Source organism: Flavobacterium sp. (genome assembly GCF_049318325.1).
Classification (GTDB): domain Bacteria; phylum Bacteroidota; class Bacteroidia; order Flavobacteriales; family Flavobacteriaceae; genus Flavobacterium.
Window position 1 is genome coordinate 1 of record NZ_JBMOGQ010000001.1, and the last position, 25284, is coordinate 25284.

Below are 25284 nucleotides of genomic sequence, written 5' to 3' on the forward strand. Positions count from 1 at the left end.
CCAACATTTGTTCAATTTATTTTACTACAAATAATTTCACCCAACGGGTTAATATAAAATTAATGTTCTTTTTTTACTAACATATAAAAATCGTTATCCAAATAACGATACCCTTGGTCATACACAAAATAATAAGTGTTGCCTGTTCCAGTATTTAGTATGTTAGTAAAAAAATCAAAATCAAAACCCTTGCTTAACAATTTAGTTTTGGTAGTTTTTGATTTTCCTTCCGCATTGAGGTCTGACAAAATTCGGTAATTTTTGCGTAACTTGTTGTTGATGTTCCGCATATAATTTGTACTGTCTTTGTTTATTTTATTGTTATAGGCATTACGACAGCCATCGCTACAAAACTTTTTATCTTCGCGACCAACAATTTTTTCACCACATTCTAAACAGACTTTATTCATAGTCAATTCCTTAAATTTCAACCAAATATATAAAAAATATTTCCGGTTACAAACAATTACAAACAATTACAACCGAAAGTAAATGGTTAGTTACCGAATAATTTTTGAAAGGGGCCACAACTTTGCCTCGTCGGAAATAAGAAACAAAAAACTCTCTACCGACAACGGTAAACAAAAAATAACAATAACATTTAAATTTTAAAAGCCATGAATGCAATGAGAAACAAAGTACAGTTAATCGGGAACGTAGGACAAGATCCAGAAATCAAAACGTTTGACGGAGGGAAAAAAGTAGCCAACATTACTATCGCTACTAATGAGTATTACACCAATGACAAGGGTGAAAAAGTAGAAGATACGCAATGGCACCGAGTAAGCGCTTGGGGGAAAGTAGCCGATATCATCGAAAAGTATGTTACCAAAGGCAAAGAAATTGCCATAGAAGGAAAACTTACACATAGAAGTTACGACGACAAGGAAGGCAATAAACGCTTTATCACAGAAGTGGTTGCCAATGACATTCTATTGTTAGGTAAATAGTAATTTCAGATTTGAGATTAAAAGCGGTAAAGTGGAAATTTTACCGCTTTTTTTATAACAAAATTTCTAAAACATCAGATATTTTATCGACTGTTCTAAAATTAGGATGATCTACTTTATGATGAATTTTTTCATGTTCCCAAGTGGTATGAAATGGGATATGAACAGCATAACCTCCAATACCCAATACTGGCAAAACATCCGATTTCAAGGAATTCCCAATCATAAAAAACTCTTTTGACTCAATCTCCAATCGCTTTAAAAGTTTTTCATAATTCACTTCTTGTTTATCCGCCATCACTTCGATATGATGAAAATAAATGCCTAAACCCGAGTCATGAAGTTTTCTTTGCTGGTCTTTTAAATCGCCTTTGGTTGCAACAATTAATTTGTATTTTCCCTTAAGTGCTTTTAATGTTTCTTCTACTCCATCTAGAAGTTCTATAGGTTTTTGCAGTAACTCTTTTCCTAAATCAATAATTTTCGCAATCACTTCAACGGATAATGTATTATTAGAAATTTTCATAGCCGCTTCAATCATAGAAAGTGTATAGCCTTTAATGCCATATCCATATAGATGCAGATTATCTACTTCTATTTTAAAAAGTTCTTGCGATAAGCCTTGCTTTGATAAATAATCACTCATCATAACGCAAAATTTTTGCTCTGTTTCTTGAAAATAAGGTTCATTAACAAACAAGGTGTCATCAGCGTCGAAAGCGATTACTTTTATATTCATAAATTTATTTTATATTAAAAAAGACTAATGCTACAAAAGCACAAAGGATGTGAACAAGGGAGATGCAAATAATGCTAAGTTGTGTTTTATCAAATTTTGAAGTTGCATTTTGAAATAGTTTACTTTGAAATCGAAATGAATAGTTTCTTAGCCATACATTGAGTTCAATTAAGCCCTCTAAATAACCAAAAATAAAGGTAGTAGTTAGAACAAATGCTTTTTGGTTAAAGGAATTTTGCATAGAGAATGCAATAAAAATAATGAGCCAAACTTTAAATATTATTTTGAACGTAATTTTAATTATATCTAAAGTTGTTTCTTTTACAATAAGGTTAAGCATAGTATAAAATACTAATACACTACTAAAAATAGTATGTATTTCCCAAAGAATTTCGGATACTACTTTATGTGAATAAAAAAGTAATTGCCATACAGCAAGACTAATTAACCATGCAAAAATCGTTATTACTGAAAGTTTTTTAGCCATTTTTTTAACTAATAAACGCTCCATTTTTCACGCCATCATCATCTGGATTTACAAAAACTAATTTGCCATCTGCGTTATTAGTCATTAAAATCATACCTTCACTTTCGATACCTCTTAAGGCTCTTGGCGCTAAGTTAATTAAAACAGTAACGCGTTTTCCAATTACTTCTTCGGGCGAAAAATGCTCTGCAATTCCTGAAACAATAGTTCGAACATCCAAACCTGTATCTACTTTCAATACTAAAAGTTTATTGGCCTTTGGCATTTTTTCAGCTTCCAAAATAGTTCCAACACGTAAATCTAATTTAGAGAAATCTTCAAAGGTTGCAATGGGTTTTTGAGGTTCGGTTACTTTATTTTCCATAGCGTTTGATGTTTTTGTAGCTTCTAGCTTGTCTATTTGTTTTTGAATTTCGGCATCTTCAATTTGGGCAAAAAGTATTTCAGCTTGTCCGATTTGGTGACCTGGTTTTAATAATTCGGATGTTTCAGAAACGGAAGTCCAATCTACATGAGATTGGTCATTCGTTGAAATGACAAGAAGACGTGATAATTTACTCGATGTAAAAGGTAAAAAAGGCTCACACAAAATTTGCAAAGCTGCAGCAATCTGAAGAGCCACATACATTTGTGTCTGCACTCTTTCGGGATTGGTCTTAACCATTTTCCATGGTTCTTCGTCGGCTAAATATTTGTTTCCTAAACGAGCTACGTTCATTAATTCGCCTTGCGCTTCACGAAATCTGTATCGTTCAATCGAACTCGAAATCACAGCCGGATAAGCTTTTAATTCAGCTAAAACTTGCGTGTCAACCTCATTAAATTCATTTGGCACTGGAATTATTCCGTTGTAATATTTATTAGTTAAAACCACAACGCGATTGATGAAATTTCCAAAAACGGCAGCCAATTCATTGTTATTTCTCGCCTGAAAATCTTTCCAAGTAAAATCGTTGTCTTTAGTTTCCGGCGCATTTGCGGTTAAAGCATAACGTAAAACATCTTGTTTGTCCGGAAAATCCTGTAAATATTCGTGTAACCAAACTGCCCAGTTTTTAGAAGTAGAAAGTTTATTGCCTTCTAAATTCAAGAATTCATTGGCAGGAACATTATCTGGCAAGATGAAACTACCTTCTGCTTTTAACATTGCTGGAAAAATGATGCAGTGAAAAACAATATTATCTTTCCCTATAAAATGAACCAGTTTCGTATCGTCTTTTTTCCAATAGTCTTCCCAATTTTTTCCTTCTCTTGCTGCCCATTCCTTGGTAGCTGAAATATAGCCTATAGGTGCATCAAACCAAACATATAATTTTTTGCCTTCGGCACCTTCAACCGGAACGTCTATTCCCCAATCTAAGTCACGCGTCACAGCGCGAGGTTTTAGTCCGTCGTCCAACCAAGATTTCACTTGCCCCAAAACATTTACTTTCCAGTCTTTGGCATGGTCAACTAATATCCATTGGGTTAAAAAATCCTGATATCTGTCTAATGGTAAAAACCAGTGTTTTGTTGATTTTAAAATTGGCGTATCTCCTGTGATTGTTGATTTTGGATTAATCAAATCAGTAGCATTCAAAGTGGAACCGCAACGTTCACATTGGTCACCATACGCTTCCGGATTGTCGCATTTTGGACACGTTCCGGTAACGAATCTATCGGCCAAAAACTGATCGGCTTTAGCATCATAGAGTTGCTCAGTAACCTCTTCAATAAAGTCACCGTTGTCATATAATTTTCTGAAAAATTCCCGAGCTGTATCGTGATGAATTTTAGAGGAAGTTCTCGAATAATTATCAAATGAAATTCCAAAATCAATAAACGACTGGCGAATAATTCCGTCGTATTTATCAATAACCTGTTGTGGAGTAATGCCTTCCTTTTTAGCTTTCATCGAAATTGCAACACCATGCTCATCGCTTCCGCAAATGAAGGCAACATCTTTCCCTTGTAATCTTAAGTAACGTGCATAAATATCGGAAGGCACATAAACACCTGCCAAATGACCAATATGAATTGGACCATTGGTGTAAGGTAACGCAGCTGTGATTGTATATCGTTTAGGTTGGCTCAATTCGGCTTTGCCTCGGGTTGGATTTTCTAACATGATAAATTTAGTATGTAATTTGCAAAAATAAGCAATAGCTTTTTTATTTGGAGCTATTTCATGCTATCCGTTTCAATCTTTTTGTTATTTCGCTGCATTACTTTGATTTCTCTGCGCTGCGCTTCAGGTAATCCAAAAAGGATTTCAATTGCAAACGTAGTTCACTGAACACAAAAAAAATAAACAAATTGTGAAGTAATTAGGCTATGGCATTGGTTTTCTTAAACTATAAATTTGATTATATTTGCTCATAATCATTTTCAAAAGTGAACAAAAAACCTATATTCTATATTCTATTATCATTATTCTTTTTAAATCTTCATTCTCAAAAAAAGATGATTACACCAACTTATCTGCAAAAAGGTGACACTGTTGCCATCGTTTCTACCGCAAGAAAAAACATTGACGACAACTTAAAACCAACTATTGATCTTCTCGAGAGTTGGGGATTATCAGTCAAACTTGGTAAAACCATAGGTTTAGATTATTACCAATTGGCAGGAACCGACGATCAACGCGCAGCAGATTTTCAAGAACAAATGGACAATCCAAACATCAAAGCGATTTGGTGTGTTCGTGGCGGATATGGTACGGTAAAAATTATCGATAAATTGGATTTCACCAAATTTAAACAAAACCCCAAATGGATTATTGGCTTTAGTGATGTAACCGTTTTGCATGGCCATTTGAATCGAATGGGAATTGAATCATTGCATGCTACCATGCCGGTTGCCATTCCGAGAGCGACTGAAGAAGCCAAGAATTCGTTGTGTGTAGCTTTGTTTGGCGAGAAATTACAATACACTTTAGAATGTGACGCCTTGAATCATAAAGGAAAAGCAAAAGGTGAATTGGTTGGTGGAAATCTTTCTATTTTATATAGTTTGCTGGGTTCTGAATCGGCGATTGATTGCGCGGATAAGATTCTTTTTATTGAAGATTTGGATGAATATTTATATCATGTAGACCGAATGATGATGAACTTGAAACGCAATGGCTGTTTGCAAAGTTTGAAAGGTATTATTGTAGGCGCCATGACAGAAATGAAAGATAACGAAATTCCATGGGGAAGAAATGCGCTTGAAATCATTGAAGACAACGTCAAAGGATTAAACATTCCTATAATTTATAATTTTCCGGCGGGACATATCAGGGATAATCGGGCATTGATTTTTGGAAGACAGATTTCGATGGAAGTTAATGATAAAGAAAGCAAAGTAATTTTTGAATGATTTTAAACATTAAGAAATTTAGCAAAATAAGGGTTTCATTCAGCATTACAACTGAATACTGTGACTAAATATTGAAAACTATTTACATGGCAGAACACAATGAACTTGGAAAATTTGGTGAAGAATTGGCTGTAGAATTTTTGCAACAAAACGGCTATGATATTCTAGAAACCAACTGGATATTTCAAAAAGCTGAGATTGATATCATCGCTCAAAAAGATAGCACATTAGCAGTTATTGAGGTCAAAACTCGTTCGAGCATTGCCTTTGGCTTGCCTCAAGATTTTGTGAAACCAAAGAAAATCCAATTGTTAGTCAAAGCCGTAAATGAATACATAGTTTCGAATGATTTAGATGTTGACGTTCGCTTTGATATAATTGCAATATATAAAGAAGACAGTACTTATAAAATAGAACATTTTGAAGATGCTTTTTATCATTTTTAATTAAACAAATATTAAAAAAATCATACAAAATTTGTCTTACACTGAATTTCAATAACTTTACAGAAAATCCCTTTTTATACTATGAAAAAATACCTTCTAGTAACCTCTTTGTTTTGTTTGGCAAATTTGTTTGCACAAAATAAAGTGGCTGAAAAAGTCTCAGAATTGCAAGGCTTAAAAGCCAGCTTTAGACCGATTTCTGTTTTAACTGTAACTCAAAACGCTATCGATAGCGATGTAAACAAAGTTGTTGATGGAGCAACTTTAGCCACAATAAAGTCCGAAAAAATCAATGAAATTTTTGCGAATCAATTTGAAACTATAGAATTGCAAATTCCGTATCAAGATCACTTTATTTCGTTGCTATTGTATAAGGTAAATCCATTTGCTGAAGGATTTCATGTCGATACTAATAAAAGGAAAGATATCGCTTACCAAAAAGGAGTTTATTACCGTGGAATTATAAAAGGTGAAACTCATTCTGTTTCTGCTTTTAACTTTTTTAATGGAGAATTTAACGGAATCATTTCCAGTTCAGAATTAGGAAATATTGTTGTTGGTAAATTAAATAAAATTAATAACCAAACAGATTACATTGTTTACTCTGATGCTAAAATGAAAGTTTTAAATGATTTTGATTGTCATGTTCAGGACGATAATATTCCAGTTAGAAAGAATAGTAATACTAATAGCGTTTCTAGTTTGCGATGCGTTTCATTCTATTTTGAAGTCGACAATGATTTGTTCGTTCAAAACGGAAGTGACACCACAACTACTACTAATTGGATGACTTCGCTATTTAATAATGTACAAACACTTTTCAATAATGATGGTATAAGTGTTGGTTTAAAATCTATATATATTTGGACAGACCCAGATCCTTACGAAGGAATTGGGACAAGTTCAGGAGCGTATTTGAATGCTTTTAACCAAAATACTCCCGTTTTTGATGGAGATTTAGGTCAATTAGTAGGAATTGATCCTGGCGGCCTTGGAGGAGTTGCAGTTACGATTGACGGGTTATGCAGTGAATCAAATTATAGTTATTCTGATGTTAATTTTAATTACAGTAATGTACCAACCTATTCTTGGACAGTTCTAGTAATCACACATGAGTTTGGACACTTACTAGGCTCTAGACATACACACTCCTGTGTATGGAATGGAAATAATACTTCGATTGATGGTTGCGGAACACAAGCAGGATTTGCAGAAGGAAGTTGTTCAATAGGGCCAATTCCTTTGCCAGCTGATAAAGGAACTATAATGAGTTATTGCCACTTGATTTCCGGAGTTGGGATTAGTCTCAGCAACGGATTTGGACCACAACCAACACAAGCAATTTTAAATGATGTCAATTCGGGAACTTGTTTGAGTTTTGATTGTTTGAGTAGCTGCCCAAATACAGTAACTGATATAGTAGCTTCAAGTGTGACTTCAAATTCCGTTGCGGTCACATGGAATGATTTAGGTTCAGCTACTTCCTGGCAGGTGGCAGTTACACCATTTTCTTCAACATCAATTGTTTGGAATACAGTTAATACAAATTCATATTCTGCTAGTGGTTTAAGTCCAAATACCTATTATAAAATAAGGGTCAGACCATTTTGCTCAAGTATTGAACCTGCTAGCAGAGAAAAAATAGTTGCTACTTCAGCTACCAATTTCTGTGCAAACGTTTCTTTTACGGATACAGGAGGAACTTCTAGCGACTATACAAATATGGAATCATGGGTAAGAACTATGATTCCAAATAATCCTGGTTTAAAATTAAGAGCTACATTCACAAGTTTTAATCTTGAATTAGATTATGATTATTTATACATCTATAATGGACCAGATGAATTTTCAGCACCATTAACACCTAACGGATTAACAGGAACTGCAAGTCCAGGCGTTTTTAACTCCACTTCGTTTGATGGTTCTTTAACATTTAAATTTTTATCTGATCAATTAGAAGTTGCTCCGGGATGGAATGCTACAATATCATGCACCGGAACATTAGGTATTGAAGACGCTGATTTCTTGGATTATAGTTATTATCCAAATCCAACAACCGGAAATGTAGCTATCACTTCAAAAGATGCCATTACCGAAGTTTTCGTGTATAACGTTCAAGGCCAATTGTTATATAAACAAAAAATGAATGAGTTAAGTACTAATATTGATATCTCGCAATTTGCTTCGGGAACGTATTTCTTCAAATTAAAAATTAATGATAAAGAAGCTAATTTCAAGATATTGAAAATGTAGTTATAGGCATAACCATATAAGTCATTTAAATTTCATTTAAGTAAAAGGCGTTTCAATTTTAGTAAACGCCTTTTTTGTAGACTCCTATTTTCTTTTATGGCTTATAAAATTCATAACTTATTATTGTTTCATCATCTCCATAAACTCCAATGCTTTTTTTATAGATTTTACATTCTCAAAAGTGATTAGTAATCGCAGCCCGTTTTTGGTATCTTTCTCTTTCATTTTACAAAGGTTCCCATGCTGTTGAACAAATTGTAACATATGTCTAAATTGCTTCGAATTGTAATAATCCGATTGCTGATCTCCGACAAAATAACCAATCAGTTTGCCCTGCTTCATAATGATTTTTTCAATTCCCATGTGAGTAGCAATCCATTTGATGCGGATACTGTTTAGTAGGGCGCTAGCTTCTTTTGGCAACGGACCAAAACGGTCAATTAGTTTGTTTTCGTAGGCCAATAAACCTGATTCATCTTTAATGCTCCCTAATTCATTATACAAATTCAATCGTTCCGAAATGTTATTGATATATTCGTCTGGGAATAGTAATTCGAAGTCGGTGTCAATCTGTAATTCTTTTACATATTCCTTATTTTCATCTGGATTCCCGTCATCGTACAAGTCTTTGAATTCGTTTTCTTTTAACTCTTCGATAGCTTCATTCATAATTTTCTGATATGTTTCAAAACCAATTTCATTGATAAAACCACTTTGTTCTCCACCTAGTAAATCTCCGGCGCCACGAATTTCCAAATCCTTCATGGCAATATTAAATCCGCTTCCCAGTTCACTGAATTGTTCTAATGCCTGAATACGTTTCCGTGCATCATCAGTCATGGCAGAATAAGGCGGACAGATAAAATAACAGAATGCTTTTTTATTACTTCGTCCAACTCGACCACGCATTTGATGCAAATCGGACAAACCAAAATTATTAGCATTATTGATGAAAATTGTATTTGCATTGGGTACATCCAAACCACTTTCAATAATAGTAGTCGCCACCAAAACATCGAATTCACCATTCATAAAACCAAGCATCAACTCTTCTAATTTGTTGCCTTCCATTTGGCCATGACCGATACCAACGCGAGCATCAGGAACCAATCGCTGAATCATTCCTGCAATTTCCTTGATATTTTCGATTCTATTATTGATAAAGAAAACCTGCCCGTTTCTTTGAATTTCATACGAAATAGCATCACGAATTAATTCTTCATTAAAACCAACAACCTGTGATTCGATAGGATAACGGTTTGGTGGAGCCGTTGTGATAACCGATAAATCACGTGCGGCCATCAAGGAAAACTGTAAAGTTCTCGGAATTGGAGTTGCTGTTAATGTCAACGTATCTACATTTGCCGCAATGGTTTTCAATTTGTCTTTTACATTTACGCCAAACTTCTGTTCTTCGTCAACAATCAGTAAACCTAAATCTTTAAACACTACATTTTTATTTACCAATTGATGTGTTCCAATAAGGATATCTAATTTCCCGGAAGCTAAATCTTCTATTGTTTTTGCTTTTTGTTTAGCAGTTCTGAAACGATTTAAATAGCCAATATTGACCGGCATGTCTTTTAACCTTTCGGTAAATGTTCGGTAATGCTGATAGGCCAAAATTGTTGTAGGAACCAAAATTGCGACTTGTTTGCTGTTATCTACTGCTTTGAAAGCAGCACGGATAGCGACTTCCGTTTTTCCGAAACCAACATCACCACAAACCAATCGATCCATTGGACGATCTTTTTCCATATCGGCTTTGACGTCTTGAGTCGCTGTAATTTGATCTGGAGTATCTTCATATATAAAGGAACTTTCCAATTCTTTCTGCAGATAACTGTCAGGTGCGCAGGCAAAGCCTTTTTCCAAACGTCGCTTTGCATAAAGCTGTATCAAATTAAAAGCAATGTGTTTGACACGTGCTTTAGTTTTTTGTTTTAAGGTTTTCCAGGCATTTGAACCGAGTTTGTATATCTTTGGGGGTGTCCCGTCTTTTCCGGTGTATTTTGAAATTTTGTGTAATGAATGAATGCTTACATAAACAATATCATTATCAGCGTATGCGAGTTTTATCGCTTCTTGTGTTTTGCCTTCAACTTGTATTTTCTGCAATCCGCCAAACTTCCCAATTCCGTGGTCGATGTGCGTAACATAATCGCCAACAGATAAGGAATTCAATTCTTTTAGTGTAAGCGTCTGCTTTTTGGAATAGCCGTTTTTGATGTTGAATTTATGATATCGTTCAAAAATCTGATGGTCAGTGTAACAGGCAATTTGATTTTCTTCGTCGATGAAACCTTGGTATAAAGAGGAAACCATCGTATGATATTGCTTGCGTACATTCTCATGATTGGTTTCGTCTAAGCTTTCAAAAATATCATGAAAACGATTGGCCTGTGCTACATTGGAACAGAACAAATAATTGGTATACCCGTTAAAATGATTGTCGCTCAAATTGTTCAATAGCAAATCAAATTGCTTGTTGAAGGAAGGCTGAGGTTGTATGTGAAATTCAAATGTTTTTGTCGTTTTGAAAAAAGGTTTATTCGACAATTCGATGATAGAAAAATCCAAAGCCTTTCGTAAAAATGTTTCCTGATTAAGGAACAATTGTTCTGGCGAAGCATGCTTTACCTCTTTAGAAAGTTTGTCAAAAGTTTCTAGCGCTTTGCTAAAAAGTTTGTCTAATTGCGAAGTCAGAAACTCGGTGTTTTCAATACACAAAACGGTTTTATCACTGATATATTCTAAAAAACTGTCACGTGTCATTACGACATTTGAGGAATCGTTGAATTTATTTTCCAGATTGGGAATAATGGTAATCTTTGTTTGCTTTTCAAGCGAAAGTTGGGTTTCAACATCAAAGGTTCGGATGCTATCTACTTCATTACCAAAAAACTCGATACGGTACGGATTGTCATTCGAAAAAGAAAACACATCTAAAATTCCGCCACGAACAGAAAATTCGCCGGGTTCTGTAATGAAATCAACGCGTTTGAATTCGTATTCAAACAACACTTCGTTGATAAAATCGATGGTAACGGTTTCGCCAACCGCAATTTTCAAGGTGTTTTTTTCGAGTTCTTTTCGGGTAACCACTTTTTCAAAAAGCGCTTCGGGATACGTAACAATTACAGCTGGTTTTTTGCGCGAATTGATTCGGTTCAACACTTCAGAACGCAATAGAATATTAGCGTTATCGGTTTCTTCAATTTGGTAAGGACGTCGATACGAACTTGGATAAAACAACACGTCATTTGCGCCAATCATCTGCTCCAAATCATTTAAATAATAGGCAGCTTCTTCTTTTTCGTTAAAGATTAAAAGAAAAGGTTTATCGCTTTGCTTGAAAATGGCCTGAAATACAAATGAAAACGAGGAACCCAAAAGTCCTTTTAACTGTATTTTGGTTAAAGGATTTTGATCCTGAAGTTCGGTATCGCTCGTGCCAAGTGTATCTGCTATTTGTTTGACTTTCGTCGAATGGAGATAACCGTTGTATATTGAAGTTAAACTCAAACTTATTTTATAATTTTTGGTTTTGGATTGTTCGGAATAGCTCTAGTGGTATCTAACATTCGTATCATATCGCTTTCGCCTTCTTCCATTTTGATTTCACTTTTACGTTTGATTTCGTCTAATTGCCATTGCATTGAGGCTACTTCGATATGAATTTCTTGCACTAATTGTACAATCTTTTTATCGGGAATTTGATTTAAATGAATATATAAATTTATAGCATTGATTTTGGTGGTTATTACAGCAATTCTGCTTTTTATTTCAAGCAAATTATACTTAATAGGAATGTTGTTGTTTAATTCGGCGGCTCGTTTACAAAGTGTTTTGGCTTTTTGCTGAAAGGCGCCAATGCTGCTTTTGGGTTTTTGTCCTAATTCGTTAAGAAACAAACGCCATTCAGTCCAATTAGTTCTTAATTCTCTTGAAGTTTCGTTTATGGGTTGTGCATTGAAATTCCAACCTTTATTGATATTGGTAAATATGACTTCTCTTTTCTGCGTTTCTTTTTTTTGTTCCAAGGCACGGACTTTCGGATCTTCCTGGCAAGAAGAAAGAAATACCAATAGCAGTAGTAATGTCGAAAAAGATAATTTCATAGAAAGGCATTAAAGACACAAAGGTACAAAGGTAAAAGGAAACTTTAGTAAGATGTAGTTAAAGGGATTTAATTTTATTGAAAAGAAAACTGACTTATTGCAGAAGTTACTTTTCTTAAAAACGATATCTTTGTTGGACAGACGAACTATACTACATGAGTACAAAAATCCTAATCATCGGCGCTTGCGGTCAAATTGGAACTGAACTGACACAAAAGCTAAGAAGCATTTATGGCAATGATAATGTTATTGCTTCCGATATCAGAAAACTGAATAACGACATTGTAAATAATGGTATTTTTGAAGTGGTAAATGCTTTAGATTATAATCAGATTGAGCATTTAATTGAGCAATATCAAATTACGGATGTTTATTTGATGGCAGCTTTGCTATCGGCAACGGCAGAAAAAAATCCGGCATTTGCCTGGGATTTGAATATGAATTCGTTGTTTCACGTTTTGAATCTGGCGAAAGCTAAAAAGATAAAAAAGATATTCTGGCCATCGAGCATCGCTGTTTTTGGACCAACAACACCAAGAATTAACACACCACAATATACCATCATGGAACCAACAACCGTTTACGGAATTAGTAAACAAACGGGCGAAAGATGGTGTGAATATTACCATCATGTTTACGGTGTGGATGTGAGAAGTATTCGTTACCCGGGTTTGATTAGCTGGTCGACTGATCCTGGCGGAGGGACTACAGATTATGCCGTTGATATTTATCATAAAGCTTTGAAAGACGGGAAGTACGAATGCTTCCTTTCTTCAGCAACGGCTTTACCAATGATGTATATGGATGATGCTATTAGAGCTACGATAGAAATCATGCAGGCATCGAGTGAACAAATTAAGATTCGTTCTTCCTATAATTTGTCTGGGATAAGTTTTACACCAGCTGAAATTGCTGCGGAGATTAAGAAGCATATTCCTGATTTTTCAATTTCCTATAAACCGGATTTTCGTCAGAAGATTGCCGATAGTTGGCCTGCTTCTATTGATGATAGTTATTCCAAGGGAGATTGGCATTGGAAGCATAAATTTGATTTAGCTTCGATGACTAAAGAAATGTTAGAGCATTTGAAATAATTATTTTCTTCCTTTCAAATCAATAATTAAAGCATCTTCTATAGGTGCTTTAATTTTTATGACTTCATCGGTGTTGTCATTCGGAAATGTCATAGATAAAACATAGTGCTTTATTTTCCATTGGTTGTTTACAAAAACAAGTACTCCTGAACCTCGGCAGATTTTCATTTGGGTGTCAAGTAATTCATCAAACCAAGCTGTTTTTTTATCTTCACTAAAGTAGATATGTCTTTCTAATGCTTTAAAACTCCATGCTTTTCCTTTATCAAAATAAGGTTTGGCATAAGCCTGAAAAGCAGTTTTGGTCCAGTTTTCGGTAGCATCAGTTCCTATAAATATGGCATCATCAGCCATGGCATCAAAGTAGTTTTTGAAGTTTGCTTCAGCAGCGGCTTTATGCCAAGCGTCAAGTGTGTTGTTGATTTCTGCTTTGAGATTATCTTGTGCTATAATAATATTGGCAACCAAAAAAAAGAATACTATAAAAAAAAGATTTTTTTTCATAAGAACTGTTTTGTTTATCATTATAATTTAAAACTATGAAGTAAATATAGTGTTTACGATTGTTATACTATGCAATAAGTTTTTGTATTTTTATAAATTAATTAAACAAAAGTTGAATGAACAACACTAGATTATACGGGCTCTTTCTAATGCTTTTTGTGCTGAGTGTTTCTTTGACTGGTTGGTATTGTGTCAAAAAAGAAAATAAAGAAATTGTTGCAGTAAGGAATAAGGAGGTGACTTTCCCTTTGTCTTTTGACAGTACTTTAGTAGCCACATTTTATGCCAAATATCCAAAATTGATTTTGTATAAAAAGCAAGTCGTTTCGATGTATCAAAAAAACAGTTATAATTTTATTTGGTATGATAAAAAAGGCAAAAAAGAAACGGCAGATGTCATCTACAATAAAATAAACAATCTATTTGAGGACGGAGTGCTTAGTAAAGTGCCCTATAAAGAAACGCTAGATGCATTGTTTCAAAAAACTTCTGAAAAACCAGATATAGATGTTGAATTGTTCTTATCAAATTATTATTTCTACTATACCAATAAAGTACTGCAGGGAATTGACAACACAAAATCTGACGAATTAGGATGGTATTTGCCAAGAGAAAAACAGTCCTATATTACTTATTTAGATTCTTTATTGGTTGACCCAAAACTCATTGACAAAAAAGAGCAGCATATTGAGCAATACTATAAACTGAAAACCGTTTTGAAAAGATACAGAGACATTGAACAAAAAGGTGGTTGGAATGCCGTTACTGTTCCAGCTAACTTTGTCTCAATTAAGCCAGGAGACAGTTCAGATGTTGTAGCTAAAATCAGAACACGATTGTTTTTAACTGGAGACATTGAGTTCGATTCCGGGAATAAATTATATGGCTATTCGCTTCAACAAGCTGTTTTAAAGTATAAAAAACGTAATGGATTTGCATTAGATAAGACTATTTTAAAAAAGCACATAAATGAAATGAATGTGCCTATAAGTAGTCGCATCAAAACCATTATTGTTAATATGGAACGCTGCCGATGGGTTTCTACTGATATTGGTAAAGCTAAAGAATTTATTGTGGTAAATATTCCGTCCTATCGGTTGACCTATTTTAAAGAAAGGAAGGTTGCATTAGAGTCTAAAGTGGTGGTTGGAACCGCCTTAAATAAGACGGTAATTTTTAGCGGAATGATGAGTTATATCGTGTTTAGCCCCTATTGGAATGTGCCAAAGAGTATCTTAATTAAAGAAATCCTTCCCGCAATTAAAAAAAATAAAACGTATTTGTCAAAACATAATATGGAATGGTATAAAGGTAATGTCAGACAGAAACCGGGCGCTGGCAATTCTTTAGGTTTAGTGAAGTTTCTATTTCTTAACAATAATAATATTTATTTACACGATACTCCTTCAAAACAGTTATTCAATGAAGAGAAAAGAGCCTTTAGTCACGGTTGTATCCGAGTAGAAAAACCTAAAGAGTTAGCCAATTTAATTTTGGAAGGAGATACTAATTGGACTCCTGAAAAAATAAATTCGGCTATGAATAAGGGAAAAGAATGTTGGTACACACTCAAAAATAAAATTCCGGTTTATATTGGTTATTTTACTGCTTGGGTTGATAATGATGGCGCCATCAATTTCTATAAAGATATTTATGAAAGAGATGAGCAATTAGCTTCTATGTTATTAGAAGAATAAATGTTTTATTTTTCTGAACCATTTTCTGTAAAGCTTTCAGGTCACTTTTTTTTTGCTTTCATCATCTGCATTTTTAGCAAACTAAATCATTAAACCGTCTGAAACGAAAAGTGTTTCAGACGATTAGTTTTTTGATTTCTTCCTTGTTATAAAAAGCTGTTTTGGCTTCTCGTATTTCGCCTTCATTGAGCAAATTTGATAACTGTTCCAATCTATTTCATAGAACAGTTCCTATAATTCGAATTTGATTACCAAATCTTTACTCTTTTATTTGGCTCAATATACATACCGTCCCCTTGTTTGATGTCAAACGCACTATAGAACGTATCCAAGTTTAACAAAGGCACATAGGCTCTGTACATTCCTGGTGAATGTGGATCGGTTTTAACTTGATTTTTCAATGCTTCATCTCTCATTTTACTTCTCCAGATAGTTGCCCAGGAGATAAACAATCGTTGTTCTGGAGTGTATCCATCTATTAATCCCGGATTACCATTTTCTTTTAAGTACAACTGTAGACCATCATAAGCCGCATTGATTCCACCTAAATCTCCGATGTTTTCACCCAAAGTAAATTTCCCGTCAACATGAGTTCCCGGCAACGGTTCTAAAGCAGAATATTGATCTGCCAATGCTGTTCCTAATGCTGTAAATTGTTTCAAATCTCCTTCAGTCCACCAATCTACAAGATTCCCTTCTGCATTATATCTTGAGCCTTCATCATCAAAACCATGTGAAATTTCGTGACCGATAACCGCTCCAATTCCTCCATAATTTACAGCTTCGTCTGCCTGATAATTGTAAAAAGGAGGCTGTAATATCGCAGCCGGGAAAACAATCTCATTATACGATGGATTGTAGTATGCATTAACCGTTTGAGGCGACATTCCCCATTCTGTTTTGTCTACTGGTTTTCCTTGTTTTTCTAAATCTTTTTTCCATTTCCATTGAGAAACATTTCTTACATTGTCAAAATAGCTTCCACCTTCGTCTGGACTTTTAACCGTTAAAGCAGAATAGTCTTTCCATTTATCTGGATATCCAATTTTGATGGTTATACCGTTTAATTTTTGAATCGCTTTTGTTTTGGTTTCTGCAGACATCCAAGTTAAGTTGTTGATTCTGTTTTCATATGCTCGGATAACATTTTTAATCATTCTGGCTGCTTTCCCTTTTGCTTCTTCAGGGAACATTTTTTCAACATATAATTTACCTAAAGCTTCTCCAACAGTTCCATTAACTACTTGAAGTGCTTTTTCGTGACGTGGTCTTTGTTTCAAAGCACCTGTTAACGTTTTCCCGTAAAATTCCCAGTTTGCTGTTTCTATATCAGTTGACAATGTCGATGCAGATCCTCTTATCAGCATCCAACGCATGTATTCTTTCCAGTCTTCCACTTTGTTTTCGGTAAAAATGGTTTGCAAAGCAGCCATATAACGTGGCTGACTTACGATAATAGTATCTAATTTTTTAAATCCAACTTCAGCTAAATAAGTGTTCCAATCAATAGCTGGAACCATTTTTTGTAAATCTGAAATTGCTGTCGGATTGTATTGTTTTCTGGCATCTCTTCGTTCAACTCTGTCCAATCTTGGGCTTGACATTGCTGTTTCTAACGCTAATATTCTAGCTGCATTTGCTTTTGCTTGTTCTGGTTTCTCCCCTATAAACTGCAACATTCTCGCTACATGAAGAACATATTTCTCTCTTTTTTCTTTTGAATCTTTATCATCAGAAACATAATAGTCTCTATCAGGTAAACCTAATCCACCTGGTCCAAGACTAACAACATTTCGGTTACTGTTTTTGTCATCTGCTCCAATTCCAACCCCAAAAAATCCAACTCCACCCCCTTTTGCTTCTTCTTGCATCATCAATTTTTCCAAATCAACCATGTTTTTAACCGCATCAATCTTTGCTAAATATGGACGTATAGGTTCAATCCCGTACTTGTTTCTTGCTAAAGTATCCATGACAGCTTTATACATATTTATGGCTTTCCCTTGATCAGTATTTGAACCATATTTTGGATTTTTAGCAGCTTCGTTTAATATAGCTAGTGCATCTTTATCGGTGTTTTGTCGTAATTCATCAAAACTTCCCCAACGAGTTTTATCTGCTGGAATTTCAGTGTTTTTTAACCATGTCCCATTTACAAAATTAAAAAAGTCATTTTTTGGACTTACTGTTTTGTCCATTAAAGACAAGTTAATTCCAGGTGTTTTTTGCTGAGCATTAATCTGATAAGTGCTTGTAAAAAGAACTATTGTCATCAATGATTTTGAAAAGATAGTGAACTTCATAAAAGGATGTTTTTTTAATTGATACAAATTTATTCTTTCTGAGGTAAGAAATATTTTTTTTAACAAAAAAAATAATCTTATTTGTTTTCAATATGTTACAAAGAATTTCTTGCTTTTGTACTTTTGTAGAAAAAAGAATGCTCGATATCATAAAGAAATATAGGATTTTTATTGGAACTTTTTTGGTTTTTTCTATCATAACCATCTCGTTGTTTTACAATGTATTAAAACCTAGTAAAAAGTTGCCTATTTATAATCCCGCCGATGTTAATCCTGAATTAGTTGATTCAACCGTCCAATATATTGCTCGAGAACATAAAATATCGGACTTCTCATTCATCAATCAAAACGGAAAAGTCATCACACAAAAAGACTATGAAGGAAAAATTTATGTTGCCGATTTTTTCTTCACTACCTGTCAATCTATTTGCCCAATTATGACCACTAACATGGTGGATGTTCAAAGAGCAATTTTAAATAATCCAAAAGTGATGCTGCTTTCTCATACAGTAACTCCTGAAATTGACAGCGTGCCTGTTTTAAAAAAATATGCGCTCGAAAAAGGTGTTGTTGACACCAAATGGAACTTGGTTACGGGAAACAAAAAAGAAATTTACAGTATGGCAAGAAAATCCTATTTAGCTGTAAAACTAGGCAAACCAAATGAATTGTATGATATGGTTCACACCGAAAACTTTGTACTAGTTGATGCTCAAAAAAGAGTCCGTGGTTTTTATGATGGTACTAAAAAAGAAGAAATCAATCGCTTGATTGACGATATCAATTGGCTTTGTGAAAATGATAAAAAGTAGTTAAACTGATATTAATTATTTTATATTCTCAATTTATCCTTACTTTTGTAATCTTAATTCAATCTAAATAAGCATTGAAAACCACTGTTGATTTATTACATATTGGAGACATCGCCAGAATTACGAATGTTGATTTAGACAAAATACCACTAAAGCTATTAGAAATGGGTTGTTTTCCAGACAATACGTTGGAAATTGTCCAAATCGCGCCGCTAGGCGACCCAATTTATTTGAATGTAAATAATGGTTCACATTTGGCAATAAGAAAAGAAATGGCTCGTGAGATTGAAGTTGAAATCGATGAGAAATAATCTGTCATGAGCATTCAAAACATCACTGTTGCTTTAATTGGAAATCCAAATACCGGTAAGACTTCGGTTTTCAATCAATTGACTGGATTGAAGCAACAAGTGGGAAATTATCCGGGGATAACCGTTGAAAAAAAATTGGGTTTTTGTAAATTAACCAATACCATCAAAGCCAATATACTTGATTTACCAGGAACTTATAGTTTGAATGCCAGTTCAATTGACGAAAACGTAGTTATTGAATTACTACTCAATAAAAACGACAAACTTTATCCTGATATTGCCGTTGTAATTACCGATGTTGAAAATTTAAAGCGAAACCTTTTACTTTTTACACAAATAAAAGATCTAGAAATCCCAACAATTTTGGTCATTAACATGGCAGACAGAATGAAATCAAAAGGAATTTCGCTAAATATTTCACATCTTGAAGAACAATTAAAAACTAAAATTGTTTTAGTCAGCACACGAAAAGGTTATGGAATTGACGAGCTGAAAAATCAAATTGTCTATTATAAATCATTGTCAACTGAGCCATGTTTGAACGCATCAAGCATTGATGAAGAATATTTCAATAAACTCAGAAAAGCATTCCCAAATCAATTGCTATACAAACTTTGGTTAGTGATTACACAAGATGTAAATTTTTTGAATTTAGAACGTAATGAAATTCGAAATTCGTTCACAAAATCGCATTCCGATTTAAAGCGTTTGCAGCAAAAAGAAACCATAAAACGATACCAGTTTATCAATGATACCTTGAAAATTGGGCTAACCATTGACTCTACTAACGCCACCGATTTGCGTTCCAAATTAGATAAAGTACTGACACACAAAATTTTTGGTTATGCTATTTTCTTCGGGATTTTATTACTCATTTTTCAATCTATTTTTGATTGGTCAAGTGTTCCAATGGATTTTATCGACGCTACATTTGCCGATTTGGCAAATTATGCCAAAACCCATCTTTCTGAAGGAGAATTTACAAATCTTATTTGTGAAGGAATTATTCCTGGCATAGGTGGAATCGTGATTTTTATTCCACAAATTGCGTTTCTTTTTATGTTTATTTCTGTGCTCGAAGAAAGCGGCTATATGAGTCGTGTAGTTTTTTTGATGGATAAAATCATGCGGCGTTACGGACTTTCAGGCAAAAGTGTGGTGCCTTTAATTTCTGGAACCGCATGTGCAATTCCGGCAATTATGAGTGCCCGAAATATTGAAAATTGGAAAGAACGTTTAATTACTATTTTGGTTACGCCATTTATAACCTGTTCCGCACGTTTACCGGTTTATGCTATATTAATTGCTTTGATAATTCCAAATAAACGATTATTTGGCTTTTTTAGTTTACAGGGCGCGACATTGATGATTTTGTATCTTTTAGGATTTGGGATGGCTATATTTTCGGCCTATATTTTAAATAAAATCCTAAAGGTTAAAACTAAGACCTACTTTGTGGTTGAAATGCCTAATTACAAATTACCTCTTTTTAAAAATGTTGCGATAAACGTTATCGAAAAAACAAAATCTTTTGTTTTTGGAGCAGGAAAAATCATTTTGGCTATCTCAATAATTCTATGGTTTTTGGGGTCACATAGTCCGAATGCGTCTTTTAAAAATGGAGGAAAAATAGTCGCCGAAAAAGCAAAATCTGAAGGCAAAGATCTTGAAAAATCAGAACTTGAAAATTTGGCCAGTACATATAAATTAGAGAATTCATACATCGGAAAAATCGGAAAAACAATTGAACCCGTTATCAGACCTTTAGGTTATGATTGGAAAATTGGCATAGCTGTAGTTACTTCCTTTGCAGCTCGCGAAGTTTTTGTGGGAACATTAGCAACAATTTATAGTGTTGGAAATAATAATGATGATAGCACAATAAAAAGTAAAATGCAAGCCGATGTTCGTTCTGACGGAACAAAAATATTCAACTTCGCAACAGGTGTTTCTTTATTGCTTTTTTATGCATTTGCAATGCAATGTGCCAGTACACTTGCCATAACAAAAAAAGAAACCAACACATGGAAATGGCCAATTATTCAATTGGTTTTCATGAGTGGATTTGCTTATATAACAGCATTAATCGCTTATCAAATTCTAAAATAAATCTTTCCTAAAAAGACATAAAAAATATTTTAAAAATTTATTATTTATATTTTGTCTAAATAAATATAAAGAGTATTTTTGCGGCGTAGAATTAATCTAAATAACAAATGCGTCTACTATATTTTATCCTTCCCTTTTTGATTTTTGTCAATACTTGTAATGCTCAAGACAAATTCGATAATGAAGAAAATGATACTGTCAAAAAACTTGCGCCAGTGATTATTATTACAAAACAACAAAGTCCGGATAGAATGCCTGAAACCAAAGACAATGTATTATTCTCAGGTAAAAAGAATGAAGTTTTAAAACTTTCCAACATCAATGGAAACTTAACAAACAATAATGCTCGCGAAATTTTCGCTAGAATTCCAGGAGTTACTATTTGGGAAAATGAAGGTTCAGGAATTCAAATCAATGTTGGCGTTAGAGGTTTAAGTCCAAACAGAAGTTGGGAATTAAACACACGACAAAACGGTGTAGACATGTCTGCCGATGTTTTTGGTTATCCCGAAGCCTATTACAATCCACCGTTAGAAGCCGTGGAAACTATTCAAATGGTTCGCGGTGGTGCTTCTTTACAATTCGGACCACAATTTGGCGGTATGCTCAACTATGTTTTAAAAAGAGAAAAAGACAAACCATTTTCATTCGAAACTCAAAACACCATAGGTAGTTATAGATTAGTAAGTTTTTTTAATGCTATTGGCGGAAAATACAAAAAATGGTCTTATTACGTATACAATCATTCTCGATCGGCAAAAGGCTGGAGAGAAAACAATCGTTTTCAAGCGAGAAACACCCATGCTTTTGTGGAATATCGTTTTTCGGATAAAACAAAAATTTCATCCGAATACACCAATTCCGACTATGAAATGCAACAACCTGGCGGATTAACCGATGCGCAATTTGAAGCAAATCCGAGACAATCTATCAGAAGCCGTAATTGGTTTGGTGTGCCATGGAATATTTTTGCTATAAATTTTGATACCAAAGTTAATCCTAATTTTGATGTCAATGTAAAAGCATTTGGTCTAATAGGCGAACGAAATAGTGTTGGCTTTACTGCCGCTGCTAACATTGAAGATGTAATTAGCACTACTACTAATCAATTTGCTAACAGAAGAGTTGATAGTGATACTTATAAAAATCTTGGTATCGAAAACCGAAATTTGTACCGATACCAACTGGGTAAAACCACTCAAAATCTTGCCTTTGGTGTTCGTTTGTATCAAGCAAAAACGGAGCGTTTTCAAAAAGGAAAAGGAACCACAGGAAGTGATTTTGACATGTCAATTGAAAGCAAATATCCTACTGATTTAGAATTTACAACAAAAAATGCTGCACTCTTTGTAGAAAATCAATTCAAAATAACTAATAAATTTAGCATTACACCTGGTATTCGCTATGAACATATTAATTCAACTGCTGAAGGAAGAATTGATATCGTTTCTGGAAATGATGTAAACGTTGACCAAAAAACTATTGTTAGAAACAAACCGCTTTTTGGACTAGGTTTAGAATACAAGTGGATGAAAACAAACTTTTATGCCAATATATCACAAGCTTTTCGCCCAGTATTATTTAGTGATTTAACTCCGGCAGCAATTATTGATGTTGTTGATCCAAACTTAAAAGATGCTAGTGGTTACAATGCTGACTTAGGTTATCGTGGTGTTTATAAAGGTTTTGTAAATTTTGACTTTAGCGTTTTCTATTTGAGTTATAAAAACCGTGTTGGTGGCATTAGACAATTTATAAATAATAACCCAACACAAGGAACCTATTTATTGAGAACTAATTTGGGAGAAACAAGAAACAAAGGAATTGAGGGTTTTATTGGTGTAAATATCACAAAAATGATTGGAATTGAAAAGCCTTATGGAAATTTAGATGTCTTTGTATCCATGTCTTTTATTGATAGTCGTTATGTTGATTTTAAAACTACAACAACAAGTGGTTCCGCTCCAAATATTATTATTACCGAAACTAATTTAGCTGGGAATCAAGTGGAAAATGCCCCGAGATATATTCACAATTTTGGAATGTCTTGGGGAAATAACAACTTCTCGGCTACGGTTCAATATAAAATGTCTGGAAAGATTTTTACCGATGCTAATAATACGGTTACACCCTCAGCAAATAGCCAAACTGGGAATTTAGATGGTTACAAAATTGTCGATTTTTCATCAGAATATAAATTCCAAAAAAATTATAATCTTCGTACTGGAGTGAATAATGTATTTGATAAAAGTTATGCCACACGTCGATCAAGCGGTTATCCTGGCCCTGGAATTTTACCTGGCGAAGGAAGAACTTTCTATATTTCTATAGGTGCCAAGTTTTAATTCAATTATATCATAAAGGGATCTCAATTCATTGGAAACCTTTTTACCTTTGCAATATGAATATTCAGGAAATACTAGTTTATATTACCGTATTAAACGCAATTATTTTCTTGTGTAGAAAATTTATTTGGAAACCTAAATCAAAGAAAAACTGTGGCAATGATGACTGTGGTTGTCATTAACCCAAAGCTACATCTAAAGTCATCATTACAATAAATCCGGCAATCAATCCCAATGCAGCAATATCAGTATTCTTATCTTGTTGCGTTTCAGGAATTACTTCTTCAACCACAACAAATATCATCGCGCCAGCAGCAAATGCTAAAGCATAAGGCAAAATAGGTATAAAAAACAGTACAGCAACAGCTCCTAAAACACCCGCAATAGGTTCTACCAAAGCAGATGATTGTCCGTACATAAAACTTTTCCATCTACTCATTCCCATTCTTCGTAATGGCATGGAAACTGCAATCCCTTCAGGAAAATTTTGAATTCCAATTCCAACAGCCAATGTTACGGCACCTGCAATGGATGCTTCGGGAATTCCAGCTGCAACACCACCAAAAAGAACTCCAACCGCCAATCCTTCGGGAATGTTGTGTAATGTAATAGCTAAAACTAAAAGAGTTGTACGTTGCCATGGCGACTTAACTCCTTCCGTTTCTTTAAAATTGATGTGTAAATGAGGAAGCAATTTATCTAAACCAAAAATAAATAAAGCGCCTAAAGCAAATCCAACTGCTGCCGGAATTACTTTAACGAATCCTTCGCCTTTACTCATTTCAATGGCTGGCGATAACAAACTCCAAAAGCTTGCCGCTATCATAACACCTCCTGTAAAACCAAGCATTCCATCAAGAACAACCCGATTCATATTCTTAAAAAAGAAAACAAAGGATGCCCCAAGTGCTGTTAAAAACCAAGTAAATAAAGTAGCGTATAAAGCCGCCAAAACTGGATTTATACTTTCGAAATAGGCAATAATTGACTCAAACATAATTAATGAACGTATAAATTAGTAGCTATTTTATTTGATATGGTAATTTCTTTAGAATTGATTTCTACCAGTAAAGTATCATCAAAGCTTTCTTTTTCCTTAACTAAAAAAGTCGAGCCCAAAGCAATTTTTTGTTTATCTAAATACTTTAAAAAATCAGAAGACGAATCTTTCATACCAATGCAACGATATTGTTTGTTTAGTTCAACTTCTGAAAGCAGTAATTTATTTACCTTTTTTATTTCGCCATCGGCATTTGGAATAGGATCGCCATGTGGATCAAAATCTGGAAATCCTAAAAACTTATCCAACTTATTGATTAAAGAGTCAGATTTAATATGTTCTAATTCTTCAGCAATATCATGCACTTCATCCCAGGAAAAATTAAGTTTGTCAACCAAAAAAACTTCCCACAAACGGTGCTTCCTCACTATCATTTTGGCCAGATGAAACCCATTGGATGTCAATGTTACACCTTGGTATTTTTGATAAGCAACTAGTTCTTTATCAGAAAGTTTTTTTAACATATCTGTTACTGAAGAAGCTTTAGTATCTAGCATTCCAGCAATAGCATTGGTATTTACACCTTTAGGAGAAACAAGCGATAAATGATAGATAACTTTTAGATAATTTTCTTCTGAGGTTGTCATTAATAGAAAGTTAATTTTCGCAAAGTAAAGAAATTATTATATAGTTGTCAAAATTTATTTTTAGTTATGTCTAAAAATATAAAATTATGAAAAAACAGCGTTCTTTTCACTATTGTTTTTGTCTTTA

General features: G+C 34.0%; 20 protein-coding genes. 10 read left to right on the forward strand and 10 right to left on the reverse strand.

The genetic code is table 11. From position 1 onward, the window contains the following. Positions 1-59: 59 nt before the first annotated feature. Positions 60-410, reverse strand: coding sequence for a hypothetical protein (locus ACOYLP_RS00005; protein WP_422854111.1), 351 nt, complete (start codon positions 408-410; stop codon positions 60-62). Between the two features lie 207 nt (positions 411-617). On the opposite strand from ACOYLP_RS00005, the gene ACOYLP_RS00010 reads away from it, so the two are divergent. After that, a complete protein-coding gene (locus ACOYLP_RS00010) occupies positions 618-950 on the forward strand; it encodes a single-stranded DNA-binding protein (protein ID WP_422854112.1) in 333 nt (110 codons plus the stop codon). Between the two features lie 52 nt (positions 951-1002). Here the strand turns inward: ACOYLP_RS00010 and ACOYLP_RS00015 are convergent, their stop codons facing one another. The 3 genes from ACOYLP_RS00015 to metG are packed head-to-tail and all read right to left on the reverse strand — an operon-like array spanning position 1003 to position 4283. After that, entirely contained in the window at positions 1003-1689 is a 687-nt protein-coding gene (locus ACOYLP_RS00015) for an HAD family hydrolase (protein WP_422854113.1), read from the reverse strand. Between the two features lie 4 nt (positions 1690-1693). After that, the gene (locus ACOYLP_RS00020) at positions 1694-2176 is read right to left on the reverse strand and encodes a hypothetical protein (RefSeq protein ID WP_422854114.1); all 483 of its coding nucleotides are present in this window, start codon (positions 2174-2176) and stop codon (positions 1694-1696) included. Positions 2177-2180: 4 nt separating this feature from the next. Beyond that, positions 2181-4283: a methionine--tRNA ligase gene (metG, locus tag ACOYLP_RS00025; protein ID WP_422854115.1), complete on the reverse strand. Its 2103-nt coding sequence runs from the start codon at positions 4281-4283 to the stop codon at positions 2181-2183. Positions 4284-4618: 335 nt separating this feature from the next. Between metG and ACOYLP_RS00030 the strand changes: the two genes are divergently transcribed. The 3 genes from ACOYLP_RS00030 (at position 4619) to ACOYLP_RS00040 (ending at position 8214) form a co-directional block, all read left to right on the forward strand. Next, positions 4619-5515 carry a S66 peptidase family protein gene (locus tag ACOYLP_RS00030; protein ID WP_422854116.1) on the forward strand — a complete coding sequence of 299 codons (897 nt, stop codon included), beginning with the start codon at positions 4619-4621 and terminating at the stop codon, positions 5513-5515. An 86-nt stretch (positions 5516-5601) separates the two neighbouring features. Continuing rightward, positions 5602-5961 carry a YraN family protein gene (locus ACOYLP_RS00035; protein WP_422854117.1) on the forward strand — a complete coding sequence of 120 codons (360 nt, stop codon included), beginning with the start codon at positions 5602-5604 and terminating at the stop codon, positions 5959-5961. 81 nt (positions 5962-6042) lie between these two features. Further along, positions 6043-8214, forward strand: coding sequence for a M12 family metallo-peptidase (locus ACOYLP_RS00040; RefSeq protein ID WP_422854118.1), 2172 nt, complete (start codon positions 6043-6045; stop codon positions 8212-8214). A 120-nt stretch (positions 8215-8334) separates the two neighbouring features. Here ACOYLP_RS00040 and mfd read toward each other — a convergent pair whose 3' ends face one another. Both mfd and ACOYLP_RS00050 read right to left on the reverse strand, forming a co-directional pair. Beyond that, positions 8335-11739, reverse strand: coding sequence for a transcription-repair coupling factor (gene mfd, locus ACOYLP_RS00045; RefSeq protein WP_422854119.1), 3405 nt, complete (start codon positions 11737-11739; stop codon positions 8335-8337). A 2-nt stretch (positions 11740-11741) separates the two neighbouring features. Further along, positions 11742-12335 (reverse strand): hypothetical protein, encoded by a 594-nt coding sequence (locus tag ACOYLP_RS00050; RefSeq protein ID WP_422854120.1) that lies wholly within the window; start codon positions 12333-12335, stop codon positions 11742-11744. A gap of 155 nt (positions 12336-12490) precedes the next feature. Between ACOYLP_RS00050 and ACOYLP_RS00055 the strand changes: the two genes are divergently transcribed. Continuing rightward, complete coding sequence (locus ACOYLP_RS00055) at positions 12491-13429, forward strand: L-threonine 3-dehydrogenase (protein WP_422854121.1); 939 nt, start codon at positions 12491-12493, stop codon at positions 13427-13429. On the opposite strand, the gene ACOYLP_RS00060 is transcribed toward ACOYLP_RS00055, so the two are convergent. Next, positions 13430-13933, reverse strand: a complete 504-nt coding sequence (locus ACOYLP_RS00060) for a nuclear transport factor 2 family protein (RefSeq protein WP_422854122.1) — start codon at positions 13931-13933, stop codon at positions 13430-13432. Between the two features lie 116 nt (positions 13934-14049). Between ACOYLP_RS00060 and ACOYLP_RS00065 the strand changes: the two genes are divergently transcribed. After that, positions 14050-15630, forward strand: a complete 1581-nt coding sequence (locus ACOYLP_RS00065) for a L,D-transpeptidase family protein (protein ID WP_422854123.1) — start codon at positions 14050-14052, stop codon at positions 15628-15630. Positions 15631-15878: 248 nt separating this feature from the next. Here the strand turns inward: ACOYLP_RS00065 and ACOYLP_RS00070 are convergent, their stop codons facing one another. Further along, positions 15879-17933 carry a M13 family metallopeptidase gene (locus ACOYLP_RS00070; protein ID WP_422854124.1) on the reverse strand — a complete coding sequence of 685 codons (2055 nt, stop codon included), beginning with the start codon at positions 17931-17933 and terminating at the stop codon, positions 15879-15881. A gap of 137 nt (positions 17934-18070) precedes the next feature. Between ACOYLP_RS00070 and ACOYLP_RS00075 the strand changes: the two genes are divergently transcribed. The 4 genes from ACOYLP_RS00075 to ACOYLP_RS00090 all read left to right on the forward strand — a co-directional run bounded on the left by ACOYLP_RS00075 (position 18071) and on the right by ACOYLP_RS00090 (position 23510). Continuing rightward, positions 18071-18745, forward strand: a complete 675-nt coding sequence (locus ACOYLP_RS00075; protein WP_422854234.1) for an SCO family protein — start codon at positions 18071-18073, stop codon at positions 18743-18745. 74 nt (positions 18746-18819) lie between these two features. Beyond that, positions 18820-19056 (forward strand): ferrous iron transport protein A, encoded by a 237-nt coding sequence (locus tag ACOYLP_RS00080; protein WP_396139753.1) that lies wholly within the window; start codon positions 18820-18822, stop codon positions 19054-19056. A gap of 6 nt (positions 19057-19062) precedes the next feature. Beyond that, a complete protein-coding gene (feoB, locus tag ACOYLP_RS00085) occupies positions 19063-21165 on the forward strand; it encodes a ferrous iron transport protein B (RefSeq protein WP_422854125.1) in 2103 nt (700 codons plus the stop codon). A gap of 107 nt (positions 21166-21272) precedes the next feature. Beyond that, entirely contained in the window at positions 21273-23510 is a 2238-nt protein-coding gene (locus ACOYLP_RS00090; protein WP_422854126.1) for a TonB-dependent receptor family protein, read from the forward strand. Positions 23511-23688: 178 nt separating this feature from the next. On the opposite strand, the gene ACOYLP_RS00095 is transcribed toward ACOYLP_RS00090, so the two are convergent. Continuing rightward, positions 23689-24507 (reverse strand): ZIP family metal transporter, encoded by an 819-nt coding sequence (locus tag ACOYLP_RS00095; RefSeq protein WP_422854127.1) that lies wholly within the window; start codon positions 24505-24507, stop codon positions 23689-23691. A 2-nt stretch (positions 24508-24509) separates the two neighbouring features. Further along, positions 24510-25157: a metal-dependent transcriptional regulator gene (locus ACOYLP_RS00100; RefSeq protein WP_422854128.1), complete on the reverse strand. Its 648-nt coding sequence runs from the start codon at positions 25155-25157 to the stop codon at positions 24510-24512. Between the last annotated feature and the right edge of the window lie 127 nt (positions 25158-25284).

Coding starts and splice junctions, on each gene's coding strand:
- ACOYLP_RS00005 (WP_422854111.1), bottom strand. CDS start 410: ATGAATAAAGTCTGTTTAGAATGTGGTGAAAAAATTGTTGGTCGCGAA.
- ACOYLP_RS00010 (WP_422854112.1), top strand. CDS start 618: ATGAATGCAATGAGAAACAAAGTACAGTTAATCGGGAACGTAGGACAA.
- ACOYLP_RS00015 (WP_422854113.1), bottom strand. CDS start 1,689: ATGAATATAAAAGTAATCGCTTTCGACGCTGATGACACCTTGTTTGTT.
- ACOYLP_RS00020 (WP_422854114.1), bottom strand. CDS start 2,176: ATGGCTAAAAAACTTTCAGTAATAACGATTTTTGCATGGTTAATTAGT.
- metG (WP_422854115.1), bottom strand. CDS start 4,283: ATGTTAGAAAATCCAACCCGAGGCAAAGCCGAATTGAGCCAACCTAAA.
- ACOYLP_RS00030 (WP_422854116.1), top strand. CDS start 4,619: ATGATTACACCAACTTATCTGCAAAAAGGTGACACTGTTGCCATCGTT.
- ACOYLP_RS00035 (WP_422854117.1), top strand. CDS start 5,602: ATGGCAGAACACAATGAACTTGGAAAATTTGGTGAAGAATTGGCTGTA.
- ACOYLP_RS00040 (WP_422854118.1), top strand. CDS start 6,043: ATGAAAAAATACCTTCTAGTAACCTCTTTGTTTTGTTTGGCAAATTTG.
- ACOYLP_RS00050 (WP_422854120.1), bottom strand. CDS start 12,335: ATGAAATTATCTTTTTCGACATTACTACTGCTATTGGTATTTCTTTCT.
- ACOYLP_RS00055 (WP_422854121.1), top strand. CDS start 12,491: ATGAGTACAAAAATCCTAATCATCGGCGCTTGCGGTCAAATTGGAACT.
- ACOYLP_RS00060 (WP_422854122.1), bottom strand. CDS start 13,933: ATGAAAAAAAATCTTTTTTTTATAGTATTCTTTTTTTTGGTTGCCAAT.
- ACOYLP_RS00065 (WP_422854123.1), top strand. CDS start 14,050: ATGAACAACACTAGATTATACGGGCTCTTTCTAATGCTTTTTGTGCTG.
- ACOYLP_RS00070 (WP_422854124.1), bottom strand. CDS start 17,933: ATGAAGTTCACTATCTTTTCAAAATCATTGATGACAATAGTTCTTTTT.
- ACOYLP_RS00075 (WP_422854234.1), top strand. CDS start 18,071: ATGCTCGATATCATAAAGAAATATAGGATTTTTATTGGAACTTTTTTG.
- feoB (WP_422854125.1), top strand. CDS start 19,063: ATGAGCATTCAAAACATCACTGTTGCTTTAATTGGAAATCCAAATACC.
- ACOYLP_RS00090 (WP_422854126.1), top strand. CDS start 21,273: ATGCGTCTACTATATTTTATCCTTCCCTTTTTGATTTTTGTCAATACT.
- ACOYLP_RS00095 (WP_422854127.1), bottom strand. CDS start 24,507: ATGTTTGAGTCAATTATTGCCTATTTCGAAAGTATAAATCCAGTTTTG.
- ACOYLP_RS00100 (WP_422854128.1), bottom strand. CDS start 25,157: ATGACAACCTCAGAAGAAAATTATCTAAAAGTTATCTATCATTTATCG.